Source organism: Pseudomonas sp. RW407, assembly GCF_003176655.1.
GTDB lineage: Bacteria > Pseudomonadota > Gammaproteobacteria > Pseudomonadales > Pseudomonadaceae > Pseudomonas > Pseudomonas delhiensis.
Genome location: NZ_QGSL01000091.1, coordinates 622615 through 639493, shown reverse-complemented (window position 1 = coordinate 639493; position 16879 = coordinate 622615). Strand labels below are relative to the sequence as shown.

Genomic DNA, 16879 nt, shown 5'->3' with positions numbered 1-16879 from the left:
GAATTGATGGCCTGATGTTCCCCAGAAAAGCCAACGCCCCGAACCAGTCGGGGCGTTGGCTTGGCCTTGCTCTCAGCGTGTTTTCACACAGTCTGCATGTGCCGGCCTTTTTCGTTTCTGCGCCGGCCTTGCCGGCGCAATCGCGGGCAGGGCCCGCTCCTACAGGTCGAGGGGGAAATTCTGGCGTAGGATGGGTGGAGCGACGCGATACCCATCCTACGACGGCGCCTCGGTGCGGATTCCCCTGTAGGAGCGCGCCCTGCGCGCGAATCGCGGGCAGGGCCCGCCCAAGGCAGCTCAGCCGCTGCGCTCGGCGCTGTGCCGCGTGGCTACCGGCTCTTCCGGTTCGCGCGGTACGCCGTCGGGCATGCCCTTGTCGCGGCGCAGCCACAGCCAGCCGATCAGCAGCAGGGTGGGGATGCCGAGCACGGCGGTGACGAAGAAGAAGTGCTCGTAGCCCATGTGCTCGACCATCTTGCCCGAGTAGCCGCCGATGAAGCGTGGCAGCAGCAGCATGGTGGAGCTGAGCATGGCGTACTGGGTGGCGGAGAACTTCAGGTTGGTCAGGCTCGACAGGTAGGCGACGAAGGCCGAGGCGGCCAGGCCGCCGCTGAAGTTGTCGAGCATGATGGTCAGCACGAACATGCTGATGTGGGGCTCGAACTCGCGCAGCAGGGTGAAGACGTCCTCGCCGATCACGCTCGGGTCGGTGATTGGCCCCATGTGCGCCAGCATGGCGAACAGCAGGTTGGTGCCGGCCGAGGCGGCGCCGGCGAGGAACAGGATCGGCAGGATGCTGAAGCGGGCGATGAGCAGGCCGCCGGCCGCCGCGCCGACCAGGGTCATGATGACGCCGAACAGCTTGCTGACGGTGGCGATCACTTCCTTGGAGAAGCCCATGTCGATGTAGAACACCCCGGCCATCACGCCCATCACGGTGTCGGAGAGCCGGTAGGTGGAGATCAGCCCGAGCAGCAGCAGCGCCTGCCAGCGGTAGCGGCGGATGAACTCGGTGATGGGCGTGAGCACCGGCGCCATCAGCAGGCGGCCGGGGGCCGACAGGCAGCTCAGGGCGATCAGCAGGTAGAGGCTCGCCAGCCACCATTTGCCGGCGCCCGCGGAGTTGGTCATGGCGGTGCCGGTCACCAGCAGGATGATCAGCACTATCACCGACACCGCCTGGTGGACGAAGTCGAACTGCGGCACGCCCTTGCCGTGGGCGGCGACCAGCAGTGGCCGGCGCACCCGCGAGAGCAGCTCGCGCACCGGGCGGATCTGCTTGCGCCCGCGCGGGCTCAGGCAGAGGACGATGAACAGGGCATAGAGCCCCGCCCGCGGCCAGGCCTGGTTGGTCAGCGCGGTGAGCATGGCCGGCACCGAGATCAGCAGCACCAGCAGTTGCAGCACCGAGAGCAACTGGTGGTTGAAGGCGTAGGCGGAGTTGCCCACCGCCTGCGGTTGGACGTTCACGTCGGGCTCGCGGATCAGCAGGCTGGTGATCAGGCCGGGGAGGATCAGCAGGGCGAACAGCGCGTAGGTCAGGCCCCAGGCCGCCTGGCTGTAGTGCAGGCTGCTGGAGCCCAGCCACTCGGCGAGGAACAGCGCGCCGGCGCTGGCCAGCAGCACGGCGCCGCGGTAGCCGGTCATGTAGCAGGCGGCCAGGGCGGCCTGGCGGGTGTTCTCGGCGATCTCCAGGCGGTAGGCGTCGATGGCGATGTCCTGGGTGGCCGAGGCGAAGGCCACCACCAGGGCCAGGCCGATCAGCCAGGGCAGGTGGCTCTGCGGGTTGCACAGGGCCATGCCGAGCAGGCCGATGGCGATCAGCGCCTGGGAGAACACCAGCCAGGAGCGGCGCCGGCCGAGCCGGCCGACGATGGGCAGGCGCCACTGGTCGAGCATCGGCGACCACACCCACTTGAACGCGTAGACCAGCCCCAGCCAACTGGCGAAGCCGATGGTTTCCCGCGCCACGCCGGCTTCCCGCAGCCACACCGAGAGGGTGGTGAAGACCAGCATCGTCGGCAGCCCGGCGGCGAAGCCGAGCAGCAAAAGCGCGAGACTGGCGGGAGACTTGTAGGCAACCAGTGCCTCTCGCCAGGAGTGCTTCTTCATGAAAGGTTTCCAGCACGCAAAAAATTACGCGAACTCTACTCGCAGAGCCCGCCGTGAAGCCAGCCGTGCCGACGTATGTCCACCCGATCGTTGTGGATTCGGACTCCCTCGGCGCGCAATCGTGCCCGCTGTTCGTCGCCACCCGGGCTGCCCAGCGGCAGGCTGATGCGCCCGCCGGCGGCGATCACTCGGTGCCAGGGCAGGCGCGAGCCCTCCGGCAACTGGCTGAGCACCCGGCCCACCAGGCGCGCCGAGCGGCCCAGGCCGGCCATGCGGGCCAGCTCGCCGTAGCTCACCACGTAGCCTTCGGGTACCTGCGACAAGGCCAGGTAGATGGCCTCGCGGCGTACCTGCAGGCTTTCCAGGCCCAGGTCTGCGGTGTTTTCCGGAAGGGGCGCGGGCGGTTTTCTCGAGGGCATGGGGCGGTTTTCCACTGGCAGTGGGGCCTGGTCGACAGCATAGAGCCGCCATGATGCAGGAGGTGCCCTTCATCCATCCAGTTGAACTCCCCGCATGGGGGCCGGTCAGTCGTTGCTCTGGTGTCGGGTGTGCGGATAATGCCCGGCTTTTGTTCCAGCCGTCCGAATTGAATGCCACTCATGCTGTCGAGAACCCTGCTGTGCCTTGCCGTCGCCGCCGCTCCGCTGACCTCCCTGGCCGATACCGTCTGGTTGAAGAACGGTGACCGGCTGACCGGCAAGATCAAGCTCTACGACGGGGGCCGCCTGGTGCTGGCCACCGACTACGCCGGCGAGGTCACCCTGACCGGCGACAAGATCGCCACCCTGCAGACCGAGCAGAACCTGCTGGTCAAGCACGACGAGGACGCTACCGGCGAGCATTCCAAGGGCCTGAAGGCCGCCGAGCCGGGCAAGGTCACCCTGGTCAACGGCGCCGAGGAAACGGTGCCCCTGGCCAGCATCGAGCAGATAGTGCCGCCGCGTCCGCTGCTGCAGGACTGGGTGTGGAAGGGCCAGGTGGACTTCTCCGTCGACCACAGCATGGCCGAGAACGATGTCGAGGACTACGACGTCGACTTCAAGACCAACGCCCGCCACGGCATGTGGCGGCACAACCTGCAGGGCGAGTACAACCGCGAGAAGAAGGACGACTCGGTCAGCGTCAACAATTACTCCGCCGAGTACGCCCTGGACCGCTTCCTGGACGAGCACTGGTTCTGGCAGGGCAAGGTGGAATACAAGCGCGACTGGGTCGAGGACCTGGAGAAGAAGCGCACCGTCGGTACCGGCCCCGGCTACCAGTTCTGGGACAACGAGCTGGGCGCCTTCTCCCTGGCCACCCTGGTCAACCGCAACGACTACGACTTCGTGGGCGGCGAGAAGGACCATTTCTACTCGGCGAGCGTGAAGTGGGACTACAACCGCTACCTGCTAGCCAAGCAGTTCGAGATCTTCACCAACGGCGAGGTGGGCAAGCCGCTGTCGTCGAAGGTGGACTACGAGGTGGAGAGCGAGGCGGGCATCCGCTACAAGCTGACCTCCTGGGCGGCGCTGAGCCTGAAGGGCGAGTGGGACCGCCTGAGCGCCGAGGACGGCGGTGTGAACCAGCGGCGCTATACGCTGGGGATCGGGGTGGGTTGGTAAGAGAGGGCTACAGGCGGCAGGCTACAGGCTACAGGCGAAGAGCGTAGCGATTCGGCTCTTCGCTCCTGCCTGCCGCCTGCCGCCTGAAGCCTGTCGCCGCTTTACAGCCTCAGCCCCCCATCCAGCTCCAGCACGCGGCCGGTGTAGTAGTCGTTCTCGAGGATGTAGGCCACCGAGTGGGCGATCTCGTCCGGGCGGCCCAGGCGCTTGAGCGGGATGCCGGCGGTCATTTTCTCCAGGGCCTCGGGCTTCATGCTGGCGACCATGTCGGTCTCGATGAAGCCCGGCGCCACGCCGGCCACGCGGATGCCGTAGCGCGCCAGTTCCTTGGCCCAGACCACGGTGTCGGCGGCGACGCCGGCCTTGGCCGCGGAGTAGTTGGCCTGGCCCATGTTGCCGGCGCGGGAGATGGAGGAGATATTGACGATCGCGCCCTGGTTGTCCAGCTCGATCATCTTCGCCGCCACTTCGCGGGTGCAGAGAAACACGCCGGTCAGGTTGACGTCGATCACAGCCTGCCACTGGGCCAGGCTCATCTTGCTCAGCTGGCCGTCCTTGACCTTGATGGTCAGGCCGTCGCGCAGGATGCCGGCGTTGTTCACCAGGCCGTTGATGGCGCCGAAGTCGCTGGCCACCTGGGCCACCATGTGACTAACCTGTTCCTCGTTGGCCACGTTGCACAGGTAGGCGCGGGCGTCGCCGCCGGCGGCCTTGCAGGCGGCGACCGCCTCGTCCAGTTTCTCCTGGTTCAGGTCGACCAGCGCCAGTTTCGCTCCCTTGGCGGCGAGGAACTCGCCCATGGCGCGGCCCAGGCCCTGGCCGCCGCCGGTGATGATGATGACCTTGTCTTGCAATTGCATGGTTGGAATCCCCACGGCAATGTCTGGTGAATGGCCTCGCCGGCAACGGTGAACGAATTTTCTGTGCCCGTCCGTTTGCGACGGATTCTTAGCGAGGAGTCATAAGGTGAGCGTGAAAGCTGCCAAGAATGCCCGAGAATTGCTGCTCAAGGAATACCGCGCAGTGCTTTCCACCCAGTCGAAGAAGTGGCCGGGCTACCCCTTCGGCTCGGTGGTCCCATACTGCCTGGATGGCGCCGGCCGGCCGCTGATCCTGATCAGCCGGATCGCCCAGCACACCCACAACCTGCAGGCCGACGCCAAGTGCTCGCTGCTGGTGGGCGAACGTGGCGCCGACGACATCCAGGCCGCCGGCCGCCTGACCCTGCTGGCCGAGGCCCGTCCGCTGGAGGACGTCGAGGAGATCGAGGCCGCGGCGCAGCGCTACTACGCCTACTTCCCCGGCTCGCGCGACTACCACAAGGCCCACGACTTCGATTTCTGGGTGCTGCAACCGGTGCAGTGGCGCTTCATCGGCGGTTTCGGCGACATCCACTGGCTGGGCGCCGACAGCGTGCCCCTGGCCAACCCCTTCGCCGGCGAGGTGGAGCAGGGCATGGCCGGGCACATGAACCAGGACCACGCCAATGCCATCGTGCATTACCTGGAACTGGCCGGCCTGCCGGTGGGCGAGGCCCCGGAACTGGTGGGAATCGATACAGAAGGTTTCCACCTGCGCGTCGGCTCCATCCTCCACTGGCTGCCGTTCCCGGCGCCCTGTGCCAACCCTGGCGAGGTGCGCCAGGCGCTGGTGCAACTGGCGCGGGCGCAGGCCTGGCCGGGCAACGAGGTGATCCAGGCTTGAAATAGGCGGGTGTCGGCGCCAACTACGGAATATCCGGGCCGACGCCCCGCCAAGGACCCCTGAAATGCGAGTCACCCTGTTCTTCCTGCTGCTCTTCCCGCTGATCGAACTGGCCGTACTGATCAAGGTCGGCAGCGTCATCGGCGTTGGCTGGACCCTGCTGTTGCTGGTCGCCAGCGCCTTCCTCGGCGCGGCGCTGCTGCGCGTGGCCGGCCTGGCCACCCTGTGGCGCGCCCGCGAGCGTCTGTCCCGCGGCGAGGTGCCCGAGCAGGAAATGCTCGAGGGCCTGCTGATCGCGGTCGGCGGCGCCCTGCTGATGCTGCCGGGCTTCATCAGCGACATTCTCGGCCTGCTCTGCCTGCTGCCGTTCACCCGCAGCCTGCTGCTGGGCGGGTTGCGCCGGCGCATGCGCGAGCAGGAGGAGCGCCGCCGCGCCTTCGCCGACGACCCGTCGGCGCAATCGCGCGGCCCACAAGGGCCGAACGTGATCGAGGGCGAGTTCGAACGCCGCGACAATGATCGCCTGCGCTGAAATTTTTTTCCCCTCGGCCTTGAAATGCCCCACGACGACCTCATGTAGCAGGCACCGCAAGGTCCCTGTCATTCGGACAGGCTGTCTTATGCGGCTCGCCCGTCGGGCCGCAAACCGGCGAAGCCGGCTTCAACAAAACCTGCCGGACATCGATCCGGCCGTTGGAAACCACTGTTTGGGAGAGTTACGACTATGAAGCTTCGTCCTCTGCATGACCGCGTCGTCATTCGTCGCAGCGAGGAAGAAACCAAGACCGCGGGCGGCATCGTGCTGCCGGGTTCCGCCGCCGAGAAGCCGAACCGTGGCGAAGTGGTCGCCGTCGGTGCCGGCCGCGTGCTGGACAACGGCGAAGTTCGCGCCCTGGCAGTGAAGGTGGGTGACAAGGTGGTATTCGGCCCCTACTCGGGCAGCAACGCCATCAAGGTCGACGGCGAAGAACTGCTGGTGATGGGCGAGTCCGAGATCCTCGCCGTCCTGGAAGACTGATCCGGTCCGCCACCCACCCCACCGAATTCGATTTAGAGGAAAGAGAACATGGCTGCCAAAGAAGTTAAGTTCGGCGATTCCGCTCGCAAGAAAATGCTGGTCGGCGTGAACGTGCTGGCCGACGCCGTCAAGGCCACCCTCGGCCCGAAAGGCCGTAACGTCGTGCTGGACAAGTCCTTCGGCGCACCGACCATCACCAAGGATGGCGTGTCCGTCGCCAAGGAAATCGAGCTGAAGGACAAGTTCGAGAACATGGGCGCCCAACTGGTGAAGGACGTTGCCTCCAAGGCCAACGACGCCGCCGGTGACGGCACCACCACCGCCACCGTCCTGGCCCAGGCCATCGTCAACGAAGGCCTGAAGGCCGTTGCCGCCGGCATGAACCCGATGGACCTCAAGCGCGGCATCGACAAGGCCACCGTGGCCATCGTCGCCCAGCTGAAGGACCTGGCCAAGCCCTGCGCCGACTCCAAGGCCATCGCCCAGGTAGGCACCATCTCCGCCAACTCCGACGAATCCATCGGCCAGATCATCGCCGAAGCCATGGACAAGGTCGGCAAGGAAGGCGTCATCACCGTCGAGGAAGGCTCGGGCCTGGAGAACGAACTGTCCGTCGTCGAAGGCATGCAGTTCGACCGCGGCTACCTGTCGCCCTACTTCATCAACAAGCCGGACACCATGGTGGCCGAGCTGGAAAACCCGCTGCTGCTGCTGGTCGACAAGAAGATCTCCAACATCCGCGAAATGCTGCCGGTGCTGGAAGCCGTCGCCAAGGCCGGCCGTCCGCTGCTGATCGTCGCCGAGGACGTCGAGGGCGAAGCCCTGGCCACCCTGGTGGTCAACAACATGCGCGGCATCGTCAAGGTCGCCGCCGTCAAGGCCCCGGGCTTCGGCGATCGCCGCAAGGCCATGCTGCAGGACATCGCCATCCTGACCGGCGGTACCGTCATCTCCGAAGAAGTCGGCCTGAGCCTGGAAGGCGCCACCCTGGAGCACCTGGGCAACGCCAAGCGTGTTTCCATCAACAAGGAAAACACCACCATCATCGACGGCGCCGGCTCCCAGGCCGACATCGAGGCCCGTGTCGCCCAGATCCGCAAGCAGGTCGAAGAGACCTCCTCGGACTACGACCGTGAGAAGCTGCAAGAGCGCCTGGCCAAGCTGGCCGGCGGTGTTGCCGTGATCAAGGTCGGCGCTGCCACCGAAGTCGAGATGAAAGAGAAGAAGGCCCGCGTCGAAGACGCCCTGCACGCTACCCGTGCCGCGGTGGAAGAGGGCGTGGTTCCCGGCGGTGGCGTGGCCCTGGTGCGCGCACTGCAGGCCATCGAAGGCCTGAAGGGCGACAACGAAGACCAGAACGTCGGCATCGCCCTGCTGCGTCGCGCCGTCGAAGCCCCGCTGCGCCAGATCGTCGCCAACGCCGGTGACGAGCCGAGCGTGGTGGTCGACAAGGTCAAGCAAGGCGCCGGCAACTTCGGCTTCAACGCCGCTACCGGTGTCTACGGCGACATGATCGAGATGGGCATCCTGGACCCGGCCAAGGTCACCCGTTCGGCCCTGCAGGCCGCTGCCTCCATCGGCGGCCTGATGGTCACCACCGAGGCGATGGTTGCCGAAGTGGTCGACGACAAGGCCGCTCCGGCCATGCCGGACATGGGCGGCATGGGTGGCATGGGCGGCATGATGTAAGCCTCCCGGCCCCTGGCTGAGAAAGAGCCCCGCTTCGGCGGGGCTTTTTCGTTTCCGGCGCTTTGTGCCAAGATGTGCCGCGCAGGAGATGGCATTCCTCCTTCAACCGCCCCCGTGGCTGATGATGCCTACGCATTCACCTGGACCAGGCGCGTAGGCGTTCGCCTGCGGCCTGTCCGAAAGCCCCTCAAGGACAGGATCATGTGGAAACCGGTTCTCGCCATCGCCCTCGGCGCCGCCATCGGCGCGTTGCTGCGCTGGTACCTCGGCCTCAAGCTGAACAGCCTGATGCCCACCGTGCCCCCCGGCACCCTGGCCGCCAACCTGATCGGCGGCTACATCATCGGCCTCGCTGTCGCCTACTTCGCCAGCGCCCAGGGCATAGCGCCGGAATGGCGGCTGTTGATCATCACCGGCTTCTGCGGTGGCCTGACCACCTTCTCGACCTTCTCCGCGGAGGTCGTCACCCTGCTGCAGGAAGGCCGCCTGGCCTGGGCCATGGGGGCGATCGTGGTGCACGTCAGCGGTTCCCTGGCGATGACCCTGCTCGGCCTGTTCACCGGCAACTGGCTGATGGGCAAGTGAGCCGTCGCGGGGGCGCCGGATGGCAGCCCCGCAGGCAAGCCCCCCGCGCATTCGCAGCACCTCGCATCCGCTCCCTTCACGCCAAGGCTGGCGCGGCCTCGCCGCCGGCCCGGGGCGTTGTGAAAAAAACGTCAAAGACGCTTAAGTTCCAATTAAGCGAGCTAGTCTAGGGTGCCCTGCAAAGCGGAGAGGAACATGCGGATTCTGTTGGTTGAAGACAATCGGGACATCCTGGCCAATATGGCGGATTACCTGGGGCTCAAGGGTTACACGGTGGATTGCGCGCAGGACGGCTTGTCCGGCCTGCACCTGGCGGCGACCGCGCACTACGACCTGATCGTCCTGGACGTGATGCTGCCCGGCCTGGACGGTTTCACCCTGTGCCGGCGCCTGCGCGAGGACGCGCGGCGCGACACCCCGGTGATCATGCTGACCGCCCGCGACCAACTGGACGACCGCCTGCAGGGCTTCCGTTCCGGCGCCGACGACTACCTGCTCAAGCCCTTCGCCCTGTCGGAGCTGGCCGCGCGCATCGAGGCGGTGCTGCGCCGGACCCAGGGCGGCGGCCGTCGAGAACTGCAGGTGGCGGACCTGAGCTACAACCTCGATACCCTGGAAGTGAACCGCGGCGGCAGGCCGCTCAAGCTCAACCCCATCGGCCTCAAGCTGCTGGCGGTGCTGATGCAGAAGAGCCCGCACGTGGTTCGCCGCGACGTGCTCGAGGAAGCCGTCTGGGGCGACGACTGCCCGGACAGCGACAGCCTGCGCAGCCACGTCCACCAGCTGCGCCAGGTGATCGACAAGCCTTTCGCCATGCCCTTGCTGCACACCGTCCACGGTGTCGGCTACCGCCTGGCGGAGGAAACGAATGGAGTATAGGCAGAGCCTTTCCCGCCGGATCGTCTTTGCTTTCGTGTTCATGACCGCGCTGGTCGGCGGCCTGTTTTCGCTGAGCATCGTCGGCGTGGTGCACGTGGTCGAGGAGCGCCTGATTTCCCGTGACCTGGGGGGCGAGCTGGACCGCATCATCAACGAGGACCTGCGCAGCGGCAGGGGCCCGCGGCTGGACCCCGGCATGCGCTTCTTCGTCAGCGACGGCGTCGGCGTCTATGCCATGCCGCCGGCGCTGCAGCGCCTGGAGTCGGGCTTCCACGAGGTGTTCGACGGCGAGCTGTCGTTCCATGCGCTGGTGCGCGACGCCGATGGCCGCCGCTACGTGCTGCTGCAGGACCAGAGCGATTTCGAGGCGCGCGAGCAGGTCCTGTACGCCGCCGTGGTGACCGGCTACGTGCTCAGCCTGGCGCTGGCCGGCCTGCTCGGCTGGCTGCTCTCGCGCAAGGTGATGGAGCCGGTGGTGCGCCTGGCGCGCCAGGTGCGGCACCGCGACCAGTTGCTGGACCTGGCGCCGCCGCTGGCGCCGGACTACGCCCACGACGAGGTCGGCGAGCTGGCGGCGGCGTTCGACTATGCCATCGGGCAACTGCACCAGGTGCTGACCCGGGAAAAACTGTTCACCAGCGATGTCAGCCATGAGCTGCGCACGCCGCTGATGGTGATCGCCAGCAGCAGCGAGCTGCTCGCCGAGGAACCGGGCCTGAGCCCGAAGGCGCGTACCCAGCTGGCGCGGATCACCACCGCCAGCGAGGAAATGCGCGACCTGGTGCAGACCTTCCTGATGCTGGCGCGCTCGCGCACCAAGGAGCTGGACATCGCCCCGCGGGCCGGCCTGCAGCGCATCGCCGACGACCTGGCCGGGCAATGGCGCGGGCCGATCGAGGCCAAGGGGCTGCAGCTGATCTACGAGGTACAGGCGGTGCCGCCGGAGCAATACAACGCGGCCTTCCTGCGCTCGGTGATGAGCAACCTGCTGCGCAACGCCATGCACTACACGGATGCAGGACACATCCGCTTGCAATTGTCCGCCAGCGGTTTCGTCGTCGAGGACAGTGGCCTGGGCATCCCCGAGGAGCAGCGCGAGCGCATGTTCCAGCCCTTCGTCCGCGGCCCGCAACAGCGCGGCGAGGGCCTTGGCCTGGGCCTTTCGCTGGTGAAGAGGATCTGCTCGGCGGAAGGCTGGGAGGTCAAGCTGACGCCGGCCCAGCCGCACGGCTGCCGTTTCGAGGTCCGCCTGGTCGGCGAGGCTTGACGAATTTTTCACATGCGCATGACCGCATGGATACAGAATCACCCGTAGTTTCGTATAAAAAATGAGCAGGAACCCCATCATGAGCGACAAGCCCGTCGAGCTCGAGTTTTCCCAGAAGTACGACCGTCAGCATGCCGAGCGCTACCTGCGCAAGCATCGCAGTGGGCTGTCCCGGAAACTTTCCCATTGGCGCGATGTCCAGATCGCCCGCCAGGCGCTCAAGCTGGCCGGCCAGCCGAACCTGGTGCTGGACCTGCCGTGCGGCGCCGGCCGCTTCTGGCCGATGCTGGCCGAGAAGGACAACCGGGTGATCATCGGTGCGGACAATTCCGCCGACATGATCGCCGTGGCCTGCGCCGGCCAGCCGGTGGAGGTTGTCAAACGCGTGCGGCCTTTGCAGACTTCGGCATTCGCCATCGATTTGCCGGACAACGCCGTCGACAGCATCTTCAGCATGCGCCTGATGCACCACATCGGTGAATCGAGCGACCGCATGACCATGCTGCGCGAGTTCCACCGCGTGACCCGCGACAGTGTGATCCTCTCGCTGTGGGTCGACGGCAATTTCAAGGCCTGGAAACGTCGTCGCGCCGAGACTGGGCGCAAGAAGCACACGTACCAGAACCGCTTCGTGATTCCTGCCCGTACCATCGAGGAGGAGTTCCGCCAGGCCGGGTTCGCGGTGCAGGACCATATCGATTTCGTCCCGCTGGTGCACATGTGGCGGGTCTACATTCTGCGTAAGGAGTAATGATGGGCGCTGATTTGGCAGCTCTGCAGCGAATTTCCGGTGAAGATGCCATCGATCGCTGGTTGCAGATTCCCGGCAAATGGGTAGAGGAGCCGAACCGGCGCCGCGGCGGCGAGAGCGGGGTCCAGCGCGTGCTGACCGACGATGGCCGCCTGCTCTATCGCAAGCAGCAGGTCGGGCACATCTACCGTGACCTGCTGCACCCCTTCGGCTACCCGACCGCCATCCGCGAGCGCGATGCGCTGCAGGCCGCCGCGTCCCTCGGCGTCAAGGTACCGACCCTGGTCTACGCCGGCTGCCGCAAGGTGGACGGCGAATGGCAGGCCCTGCTGGTCACCGAGTCGCTGGACGGCTATTCGAGCCTGGAAGACTGCTACGCCCGCGGCGACCAAGAGCGCTGGGGCGAGGCCGTGCACCAGCGCGTCCTGCAGCAGTACGGCAGGACCCTGGCCAGGCTCAACCTGGGCCGCTGGCAGCATGGCTGCCTGTACCTCAAGCATGTCTTCGTCAAGGTCGAGGGCGAGCAGATCGACGTTGCCCTGATCGACATGGAAAAGGCCCGCCAGCGCTTCAGCGCCAGGCGCGCGGCCCGTCACGACCTGCGCCAGGTGAAGCGCCGTTCGTCGTGGACGGAAGCGCAGTGGCAAGCCTTTGTCTATGGTTACGAGGCGGCGTTTGGCAGCGCCATCAAAGGGTTGCAGACATGAAACTAGAAATCACACGAAGTTTGCTCCTCGTTGGCGCCCTGGGCGTGGCAACGTTGGCGGCAGCTGCCTGGCACGAGCCGGGCCCCGAAGTGATCGGCTCCCACGGCCAGCAGGCCAGCTGCCGTGTGCCGGCGAACGTGCAGGCCAAGCAGGCGGCGCGTCCCGACCACGACCTGTTGCTGTTCCTCTTCGGCATGTCCCAGGGCGGTGTCAGCGCGCCGCGTTGAGTCGAGTCCGCCTCGGCGGTGAAGAAAAGAATGCCGTTTCTCCCTATGGGGGAAACGGCATTTTTCATAATGCACTGGGGCGCCCGGCGTGGCCGGTGAGTCCAATCGCGGACAAAGTCCGCTCCTACACCCGTGCTTCCCTGTACCCGTAGGAGCAACTGTCTTGCGGCCCGCGCCGAAATGCTCTTCGTAGGAGCGAGCTTGCTCGCGAATAAACCCCGCTGCGGAGTCCGTTCGCGAGCAAGCTCGCTCCTACAGGTTGCCGGAAGGCGTGGCATTTCCCTGTAGGAGCAACTTTGTCCGCGATCGGATTCACCGGCCACGCCGGACGTCCTGGTGGCATGGATGGCGGCGGATAACCGCGAACGGTTATTCGCCCTACGCTTGGCCGCTGTCGTAGGCGCGGACTCCGCCCGCGATCTAAGGCGCCGCCAGCCGCCCCTGCAACCTCTGCCGATAAGCCCCCGGCGACTCCCCGCACAACTGCTTGAACAACCGCGCGAAACTGGCCCGGTCGGCATAGCCCACCTCGTTGGCGATGCGCTCCAGCGAGCGCGCCGGATCGGCCAGGGCCTCGCGGGCGGCGTCCATGCGCAGGCGTTGCAGGTATTCGTTGGGCGTCATGCCCAGTTCGGCGTGGAAGCGCCGCAGCAGGGTGCGGCTGGAGCAGTGGGCGCGGTGGGCCATGGCCGGCAGGTCGATGGGCTCGGCGTGGTGCTGGCGCAACCAGTCCAGCAGCGGCGCCAGGGTGCTGCGTGGTGGTTGCGGCAATAGCGGCGCGTAGCGCGCCTGGCTGCCGCGTGCGTCGTCGAACACCAGGACGGCGGCCACCTGGCGGGCCAGGGCGCGGCCTCCGTGGCGGGCGATCAGTTGCAGGCACAGGTCCAGCCCGGCCTGGGCGCCGCCGGAGCACAGGCGGGCGCCGTCCTCCGTGCACAGGGCGTCGGCCTCCAGCTTCACCCGCGGGTAGCGCCGGCGGAACTCCGCGGCCAGCGCCCAGTGGGTCGTGGCGCGGTGGCCGTCGAGCTGGCCGGCCTCGGCCAGCAGGAAGGCGCTGCTGCACAGGCTGCCCAGCGCCCGCTGCCGCGGCTGTTGGCGCAGCCAGGCGAGCAGCGCCGGGTTGCCGGCGAGCATGGCCGGGATGTCGCTGCCGGTGGCCGGGATCAGCAGCAGCTCGTCTCTGGCGACGGCGGCCAGCGCCGCCTGCGCCTCGATGCGCGCGTGGGTGAGTGGCACCGCGGCGCCATCGGCGCTGACCTGGCGCACGCGGAACAGCTCGCGGCCGGCCAGGCGGTTGGCCAGCTGCAGGCCGTCCAGGGCCAGGCCCAGGCTGGACAGCACGGTTTGCGGGCAGACGTAGAGGGCGACTGGCAACATGGCGTGGCGCTTGATGGATGGCGGTATCGGTCACAATGTTGTCGATAATGACAATGGTGTCCAGCCCCGGCGGCCGGACAATGGCCCGTACCCACCCTTGCGAGCCCCGCCATGGCCCATCCCAACGCTGAGCTGATCACCCGCTTCTACCAGGCGTTCCAGCGCCGCGACGGCGAGGCCATGGCCGCCTGCTACGCGCCGGACGTGCACTTCCGCGACCCCGCCTTCGGCGAGCTGGTCGGCGTGGAGGCCGCCGACATGTGGCGCATGCTCATGCGCCGCGCCCAGGACCTGCAGCTGGAGTTCGACCAGGTCTGGGCCGACGAGCGCAACGGCGGCGCCCGCTGGACCGCGTGCTACACCTTCACCCAGACCGGGCGCCCGGTGGTCAACCGCATCCAGGCGCGCTTCGCCTTCGAGGCCGGGCTGATCGTCCGCCACCAGGACGACTTCGATCTCTGGCGCTGGGCCCGCCAGGCGCTGGGCGCCAAGGGCCTGCTGCTGGGCTGGGCGCCGCCGGTGCAGGCGGCCATCCGCCGCCAGGCGCGCAAGGGCTTGGCGGCGTTCCAGGCCCGGGGCTAGCGCGGCCCGGGCATCAGTCAAGTCTGATAGCACTGTGACAGGGCTCGCCGGGGCGCGAGCCATGGGCTTAAATGTCAGGCGAGCCCGCGCAGGAAGCCCCGCCATGATCACCCTGTTCCAGTTTCCCCCGGCCTTCAATGTGCCCAACGTCAGCCCCTTCTGCCTGAAGCTGGAGACCTTCCTGCGCCTGTCCGGGCTGGAATACCAGGTGCAGCACGTGACGGACCCGCGCAAGGGGCCCAAGGGCAAGCTGCCCTTCATCAAGGTCGAGGGGCAGACCGTCGCCGACACCGAGATCATCATCCACGACCTGCAGCAGCGCTTCGCCCTGGACCTGGACGCCGGCCTCGACGCCCGCGGCCGTGGCTGGGCGGTGTCGATCACGCGGCTGTGCGACGAGCACCTGACGCCGCTGCTGATGTACTTCCGCTGGCTGGAGGCGGACGGCTGGCGGCAGGTCGCCCCGGTGCTGCTGCGCGGCGTGCCCGGCCCGGTGCGGCCGCTGGTGGGGGCGCTGATCCGCCGCAAGATCCGCGGCGAGATGCGCGGCCGCGGGCTGACCGCCCACAGCCGCGAGGAACTGCTGAGTTTCGCCCGCCAGGACCTCGACGCCCTCGACGGCATGCTCGGCGACCTGCCGTACTTCGGCGGCGCCCAGCCTTGCAGCGCCGATGCCGCGGCCTATGGGATACTCGCCAACCTGATCCTCAGCACCCTGGAAACCCCCTTGAACCACATGGCGCGCGAATACGAGCGGCTGGTCGGCTACTGCGAGCGCATGCAGCAGCGGGTCTGGACATGAGCCTGGCCGAGCCCAAGCCCTGGTTCGTCTACCTGGTGCGTGCCGCCAACGGCGCGCTCTACTGCGGCATCAGCGACGACCCGCAGCGGCGCTTCGAGGCGCACTGCAGCGGGCGCGGCGCGCGCTTCTTCCATTCCAGCCCGGCGCAGGCGCTGGTCTATGTCGAGGCCTGCGCCGGCAAGGGCGAGGCGCTGCGCCGCGAGCGCGCGATCAAGGCCCTGGGCAAGCCGGCCAAGGAGCGCCTGGTGCTGGCCGGCGCGGCCCTGGCCATCAGCGCGGCGGATAGCCCGCCATAGTTTCGAACGGGTAGGACCGCGCACCGCGGCGGGGTAAGCTGGAAAGCCCTCAACGCCGGCCAACGGAGCCCCGCATGTCCGAGCTGATCCTGCACCACTACCCGACCTCCCCCTTCGCCGAGAAGGCCCGCCTGCTGCTGGGCTTCAAGCAGCTGTCGTGGCGCTCGGTGCTGATCCCGCCGATCATGCCCAAGCCGGACCTGATGGCGCTCACCGGCGGCTACCGCAAGACCCCGGTGCTGCAGGTGGGCGCCGACGTCTACTGCGACACCGCGCTGATCGCCCGCCGCCTGGAGCAGGAAAAGGCCACCCCGGCGCTGTTCCCCGAAGGCCAGGAGTTCACCGTCGCGGCCTTCGCCGCCTGGGCCGACTCGGTGCTGTTCCAGCACGGCGTGAGCCTGGTGTTCCAGCCCGAATCCATCGCCGTGCGCTTCGGCAAGCTGCCGCCGGAATTCCTCAAGGCCTTCGTCGCCGACCGCAGCCAACTGTTCAGCGGCGGCAGCGCCGCGCGCCTGCCGGCCGAGCAGGCGCGCCAGCAGTGGCCGGTGTTCATGGCGCGGCTGGAGCAGCAACTGGCGCGGGAGGAGGGCGACTTCCTGTTCGGCGAGCCGTCCCTGGCGGACTTCGCCGTGGCCCACGTGCTCTGGTTCGTCAAGGCCACCCCGGTGACCTCGCCGCTGGTGGACGCCTACCCCGCGGTGCAGGCCTGGCTGGGCCGGGTGCTCGGCTTCGGCCATGGCGCGTCGAGCGAGATGAGCAGCGAGGATGCCATCGCCGTGGCCCGCGGCAGCCAGCCGGCGGCGCTGCCGGACGAACCCTTCGCCGATCCCAACGGCCTGCAGGCCGGCCAGCGGGTGGTGGCGGCGGCGACCGACTACGGCGTCGACCCGGTGGAAGGGGAATTGCTGCACCTGGGCAGCGAGGAACTGATCCTGCGCCGCGAGGACCCGCGCGCTGGGGTGGTGCATGTGCATTTCCCGCGGGTGGGGTTCCGCATCGAGGCGCGCTGAAACGCAGGAGCCACGGCCCTTGGCCCTTCGTAGGAGCAAGCTCGCTCCTACGAAAAGCGCCAGCCACGCCATTCCCTTCACGCCATTCCCTTGTAGGAGCGCGCCCTGCGCGCGAATCGCGGGCAGGGCCCGCTCCTACAGCCGGGACAACGGCGGATAACGCCGTAGGTGTTATGCGCCCTACGGGGAATGGCGTGGGTGGGGGGACGTAGGAGCGGATCTAATCCGCGAATCGCGCCGGAATGTCCGGCTATCGCGGACAAGGTCCG

The 16879-nt window shown here is 67.5% G+C and carries 19 protein-coding genes and 1 riboswitch; of the genes, 15 read left to right on the top strand and 4 right to left on the bottom strand.

Annotated features, from left to right (window positions below; genetic code table 11):
* Positions 1 to 297 precede the first annotated feature (297 nt).
* Together ampG and DK254_RS15240 are read right to left on the bottom strand one after the other, a co-directional pair.
* On the bottom strand, positions 298 to 2112 hold the full coding sequence (gene ampG, locus DK254_RS15245; protein ID WP_109934430.1) for an MFS transporter AmpG: 1815 nt from the start codon (positions 2110 to 2112) through the stop codon (positions 298 to 300).
* Positions 2113 to 2147: 35 nt separating this feature from the next.
* Positions 2148 to 2531: an MGMT family protein gene (locus DK254_RS15240; RefSeq protein ID WP_177412065.1), complete on the bottom strand. Its 384-nt coding sequence runs from the start codon at positions 2529 to 2531 to the stop codon at positions 2148 to 2150.
* Positions 2532 to 2711: 180 nt separating this feature from the next.
* Between DK254_RS15240 and DK254_RS15235 the strand changes: the two genes are divergently transcribed.
* Positions 2712 to 3716 carry a DUF481 domain-containing protein gene (locus tag DK254_RS15235; RefSeq protein ID WP_109934429.1) on the top strand — a complete coding sequence of 335 codons (1005 nt, stop codon included), beginning with the start codon at positions 2712 to 2714 and terminating at the stop codon, positions 3714 to 3716.
* A gap of 101 nt (positions 3717 to 3817) precedes the next feature.
* Here the strand turns inward: DK254_RS15235 and DK254_RS15230 are convergent, their stop codons facing one another.
* Positions 3818 to 4576, bottom strand: coding sequence for an SDR family oxidoreductase (locus DK254_RS15230; protein WP_109934428.1), 759 nt, complete (start codon positions 4574 to 4576; stop codon positions 3818 to 3820).
* Positions 4577 to 4682: 106 nt separating this feature from the next.
* Between DK254_RS15230 and DK254_RS15225 the strand changes: the two genes are divergently transcribed.
* The 10 genes from DK254_RS15225 to DK254_RS15180 all read left to right on the top strand — a co-directional run bounded on the left by DK254_RS15225 (position 4683) and on the right by DK254_RS15180 (position 12543).
* Positions 4683 to 5420, top strand: a complete 738-nt coding sequence (locus DK254_RS15225; RefSeq protein WP_109934427.1) for a HugZ family protein — start codon at positions 4683 to 4685, stop codon at positions 5418 to 5420.
* Between the two features lie 64 nt (positions 5421 to 5484).
* Entirely contained in the window at positions 5485 to 5952 is a 468-nt protein-coding gene (locus tag DK254_RS15220; RefSeq protein WP_089390676.1) for an FxsA family protein, read from the top strand.
* A gap of 192 nt (positions 5953 to 6144) precedes the next feature.
* Positions 6145 to 6438, top strand: a complete 294-nt coding sequence (locus DK254_RS15215; protein ID WP_009617968.1) for a co-chaperone GroES — start codon at positions 6145 to 6147, stop codon at positions 6436 to 6438.
* Positions 6439 to 6486: 48 nt separating this feature from the next.
* The gene (groL, locus tag DK254_RS15210) at positions 6487 to 8127 is read left to right on the top strand and encodes a chaperonin GroEL (protein ID WP_089390677.1); all 1641 of its coding nucleotides are present in this window, start codon (positions 6487 to 6489) and stop codon (positions 8125 to 8127) included.
* Between the two features lie 75 nt (positions 8128 to 8202).
* A riboswitch (Fluoride riboswitch) is annotated at positions 8203 to 8265 on the top strand.
* A 63-nt stretch (positions 8266 to 8328) separates the two neighbouring features.
* On the top strand, positions 8329 to 8712 hold the full coding sequence (crcB, locus tag DK254_RS15205) for a fluoride efflux transporter CrcB (RefSeq protein ID WP_109934426.1): 384 nt from the start codon (positions 8329 to 8331) through the stop codon (positions 8710 to 8712).
* Positions 8713 to 8907: 195 nt separating this feature from the next.
* Positions 8908 to 9591, top strand: a complete 684-nt coding sequence (locus tag DK254_RS15200; protein ID WP_089390679.1) for a response regulator transcription factor — start codon at positions 8908 to 8910, stop codon at positions 9589 to 9591.
* A complete protein-coding gene (locus tag DK254_RS15195; protein ID WP_109934425.1) occupies positions 9581 to 10858 on the top strand; it encodes a HAMP domain-containing sensor histidine kinase in 1278 nt (425 codons plus the stop codon). The genes DK254_RS15200 and DK254_RS15195 overlap by 11 nt, the downstream gene beginning before the upstream one ends.
* A 79-nt stretch (positions 10859 to 10937) precedes the next feature.
* Complete coding sequence (locus DK254_RS15190; RefSeq protein ID WP_109934424.1) at positions 10938 to 11609, top strand: class I SAM-dependent methyltransferase; 672 nt, start codon at positions 10938 to 10940, stop codon at positions 11607 to 11609.
* 2 nt (positions 11610 to 11611) lie between these two features.
* Positions 11612 to 12316 carry a lipopolysaccharide kinase InaA family protein gene (locus DK254_RS15185; protein WP_109934423.1) on the top strand — a complete coding sequence of 235 codons (705 nt, stop codon included), beginning with the start codon at positions 11612 to 11614 and terminating at the stop codon, positions 12314 to 12316.
* A complete protein-coding gene (locus DK254_RS15180; RefSeq protein ID WP_089390683.1) occupies positions 12313 to 12543 on the top strand; it encodes a hypothetical protein in 231 nt (76 codons plus the stop codon). The genes DK254_RS15185 and DK254_RS15180 overlap by 4 nt, the downstream gene beginning before the upstream one ends.
* A gap of 420 nt (positions 12544 to 12963) precedes the next feature.
* Here DK254_RS15180 and DK254_RS15175 read toward each other — a convergent pair whose 3' ends face one another.
* Positions 12964 to 13920 carry a GlxA family transcriptional regulator gene (locus DK254_RS15175; RefSeq protein ID WP_109934422.1) on the bottom strand — a complete coding sequence of 319 codons (957 nt, stop codon included), beginning with the start codon at positions 13918 to 13920 and terminating at the stop codon, positions 12964 to 12966.
* A 111-nt stretch (positions 13921 to 14031) separates the two neighbouring features.
* Between DK254_RS15175 and DK254_RS15170 the strand changes: the two genes are divergently transcribed.
* The 4 genes from DK254_RS15170 (at position 14032) to DK254_RS15155 (ending at position 16610) form a co-directional block, all read left to right on the top strand.
* Entirely contained in the window at positions 14032 to 14502 is a 471-nt protein-coding gene (locus DK254_RS15170) for a nuclear transport factor 2 family protein (protein ID WP_109934421.1), read from the top strand.
* 103 nt (positions 14503 to 14605) lie between these two features.
* Positions 14606 to 15304, top strand: a complete 699-nt coding sequence (locus DK254_RS15165; RefSeq protein WP_109934420.1) for a glutathione S-transferase family protein — start codon at positions 14606 to 14608, stop codon at positions 15302 to 15304.
* Positions 15301 to 15600: a GIY-YIG nuclease family protein gene (locus DK254_RS15160; protein WP_089389540.1), complete on the top strand. Its 300-nt coding sequence runs from the start codon at positions 15301 to 15303 to the stop codon at positions 15598 to 15600. The genes DK254_RS15165 and DK254_RS15160 overlap by 4 nt, the downstream gene beginning before the upstream one ends.
* A gap of 74 nt (positions 15601 to 15674) precedes the next feature.
* Positions 15675 to 16610 (top strand): glutathione S-transferase family protein, encoded by a 936-nt coding sequence (locus DK254_RS15155; RefSeq protein WP_109934419.1) that lies wholly within the window; start codon positions 15675 to 15677, stop codon positions 16608 to 16610.
* Positions 16611 to 16879: the final 269 nt, after the last annotated feature.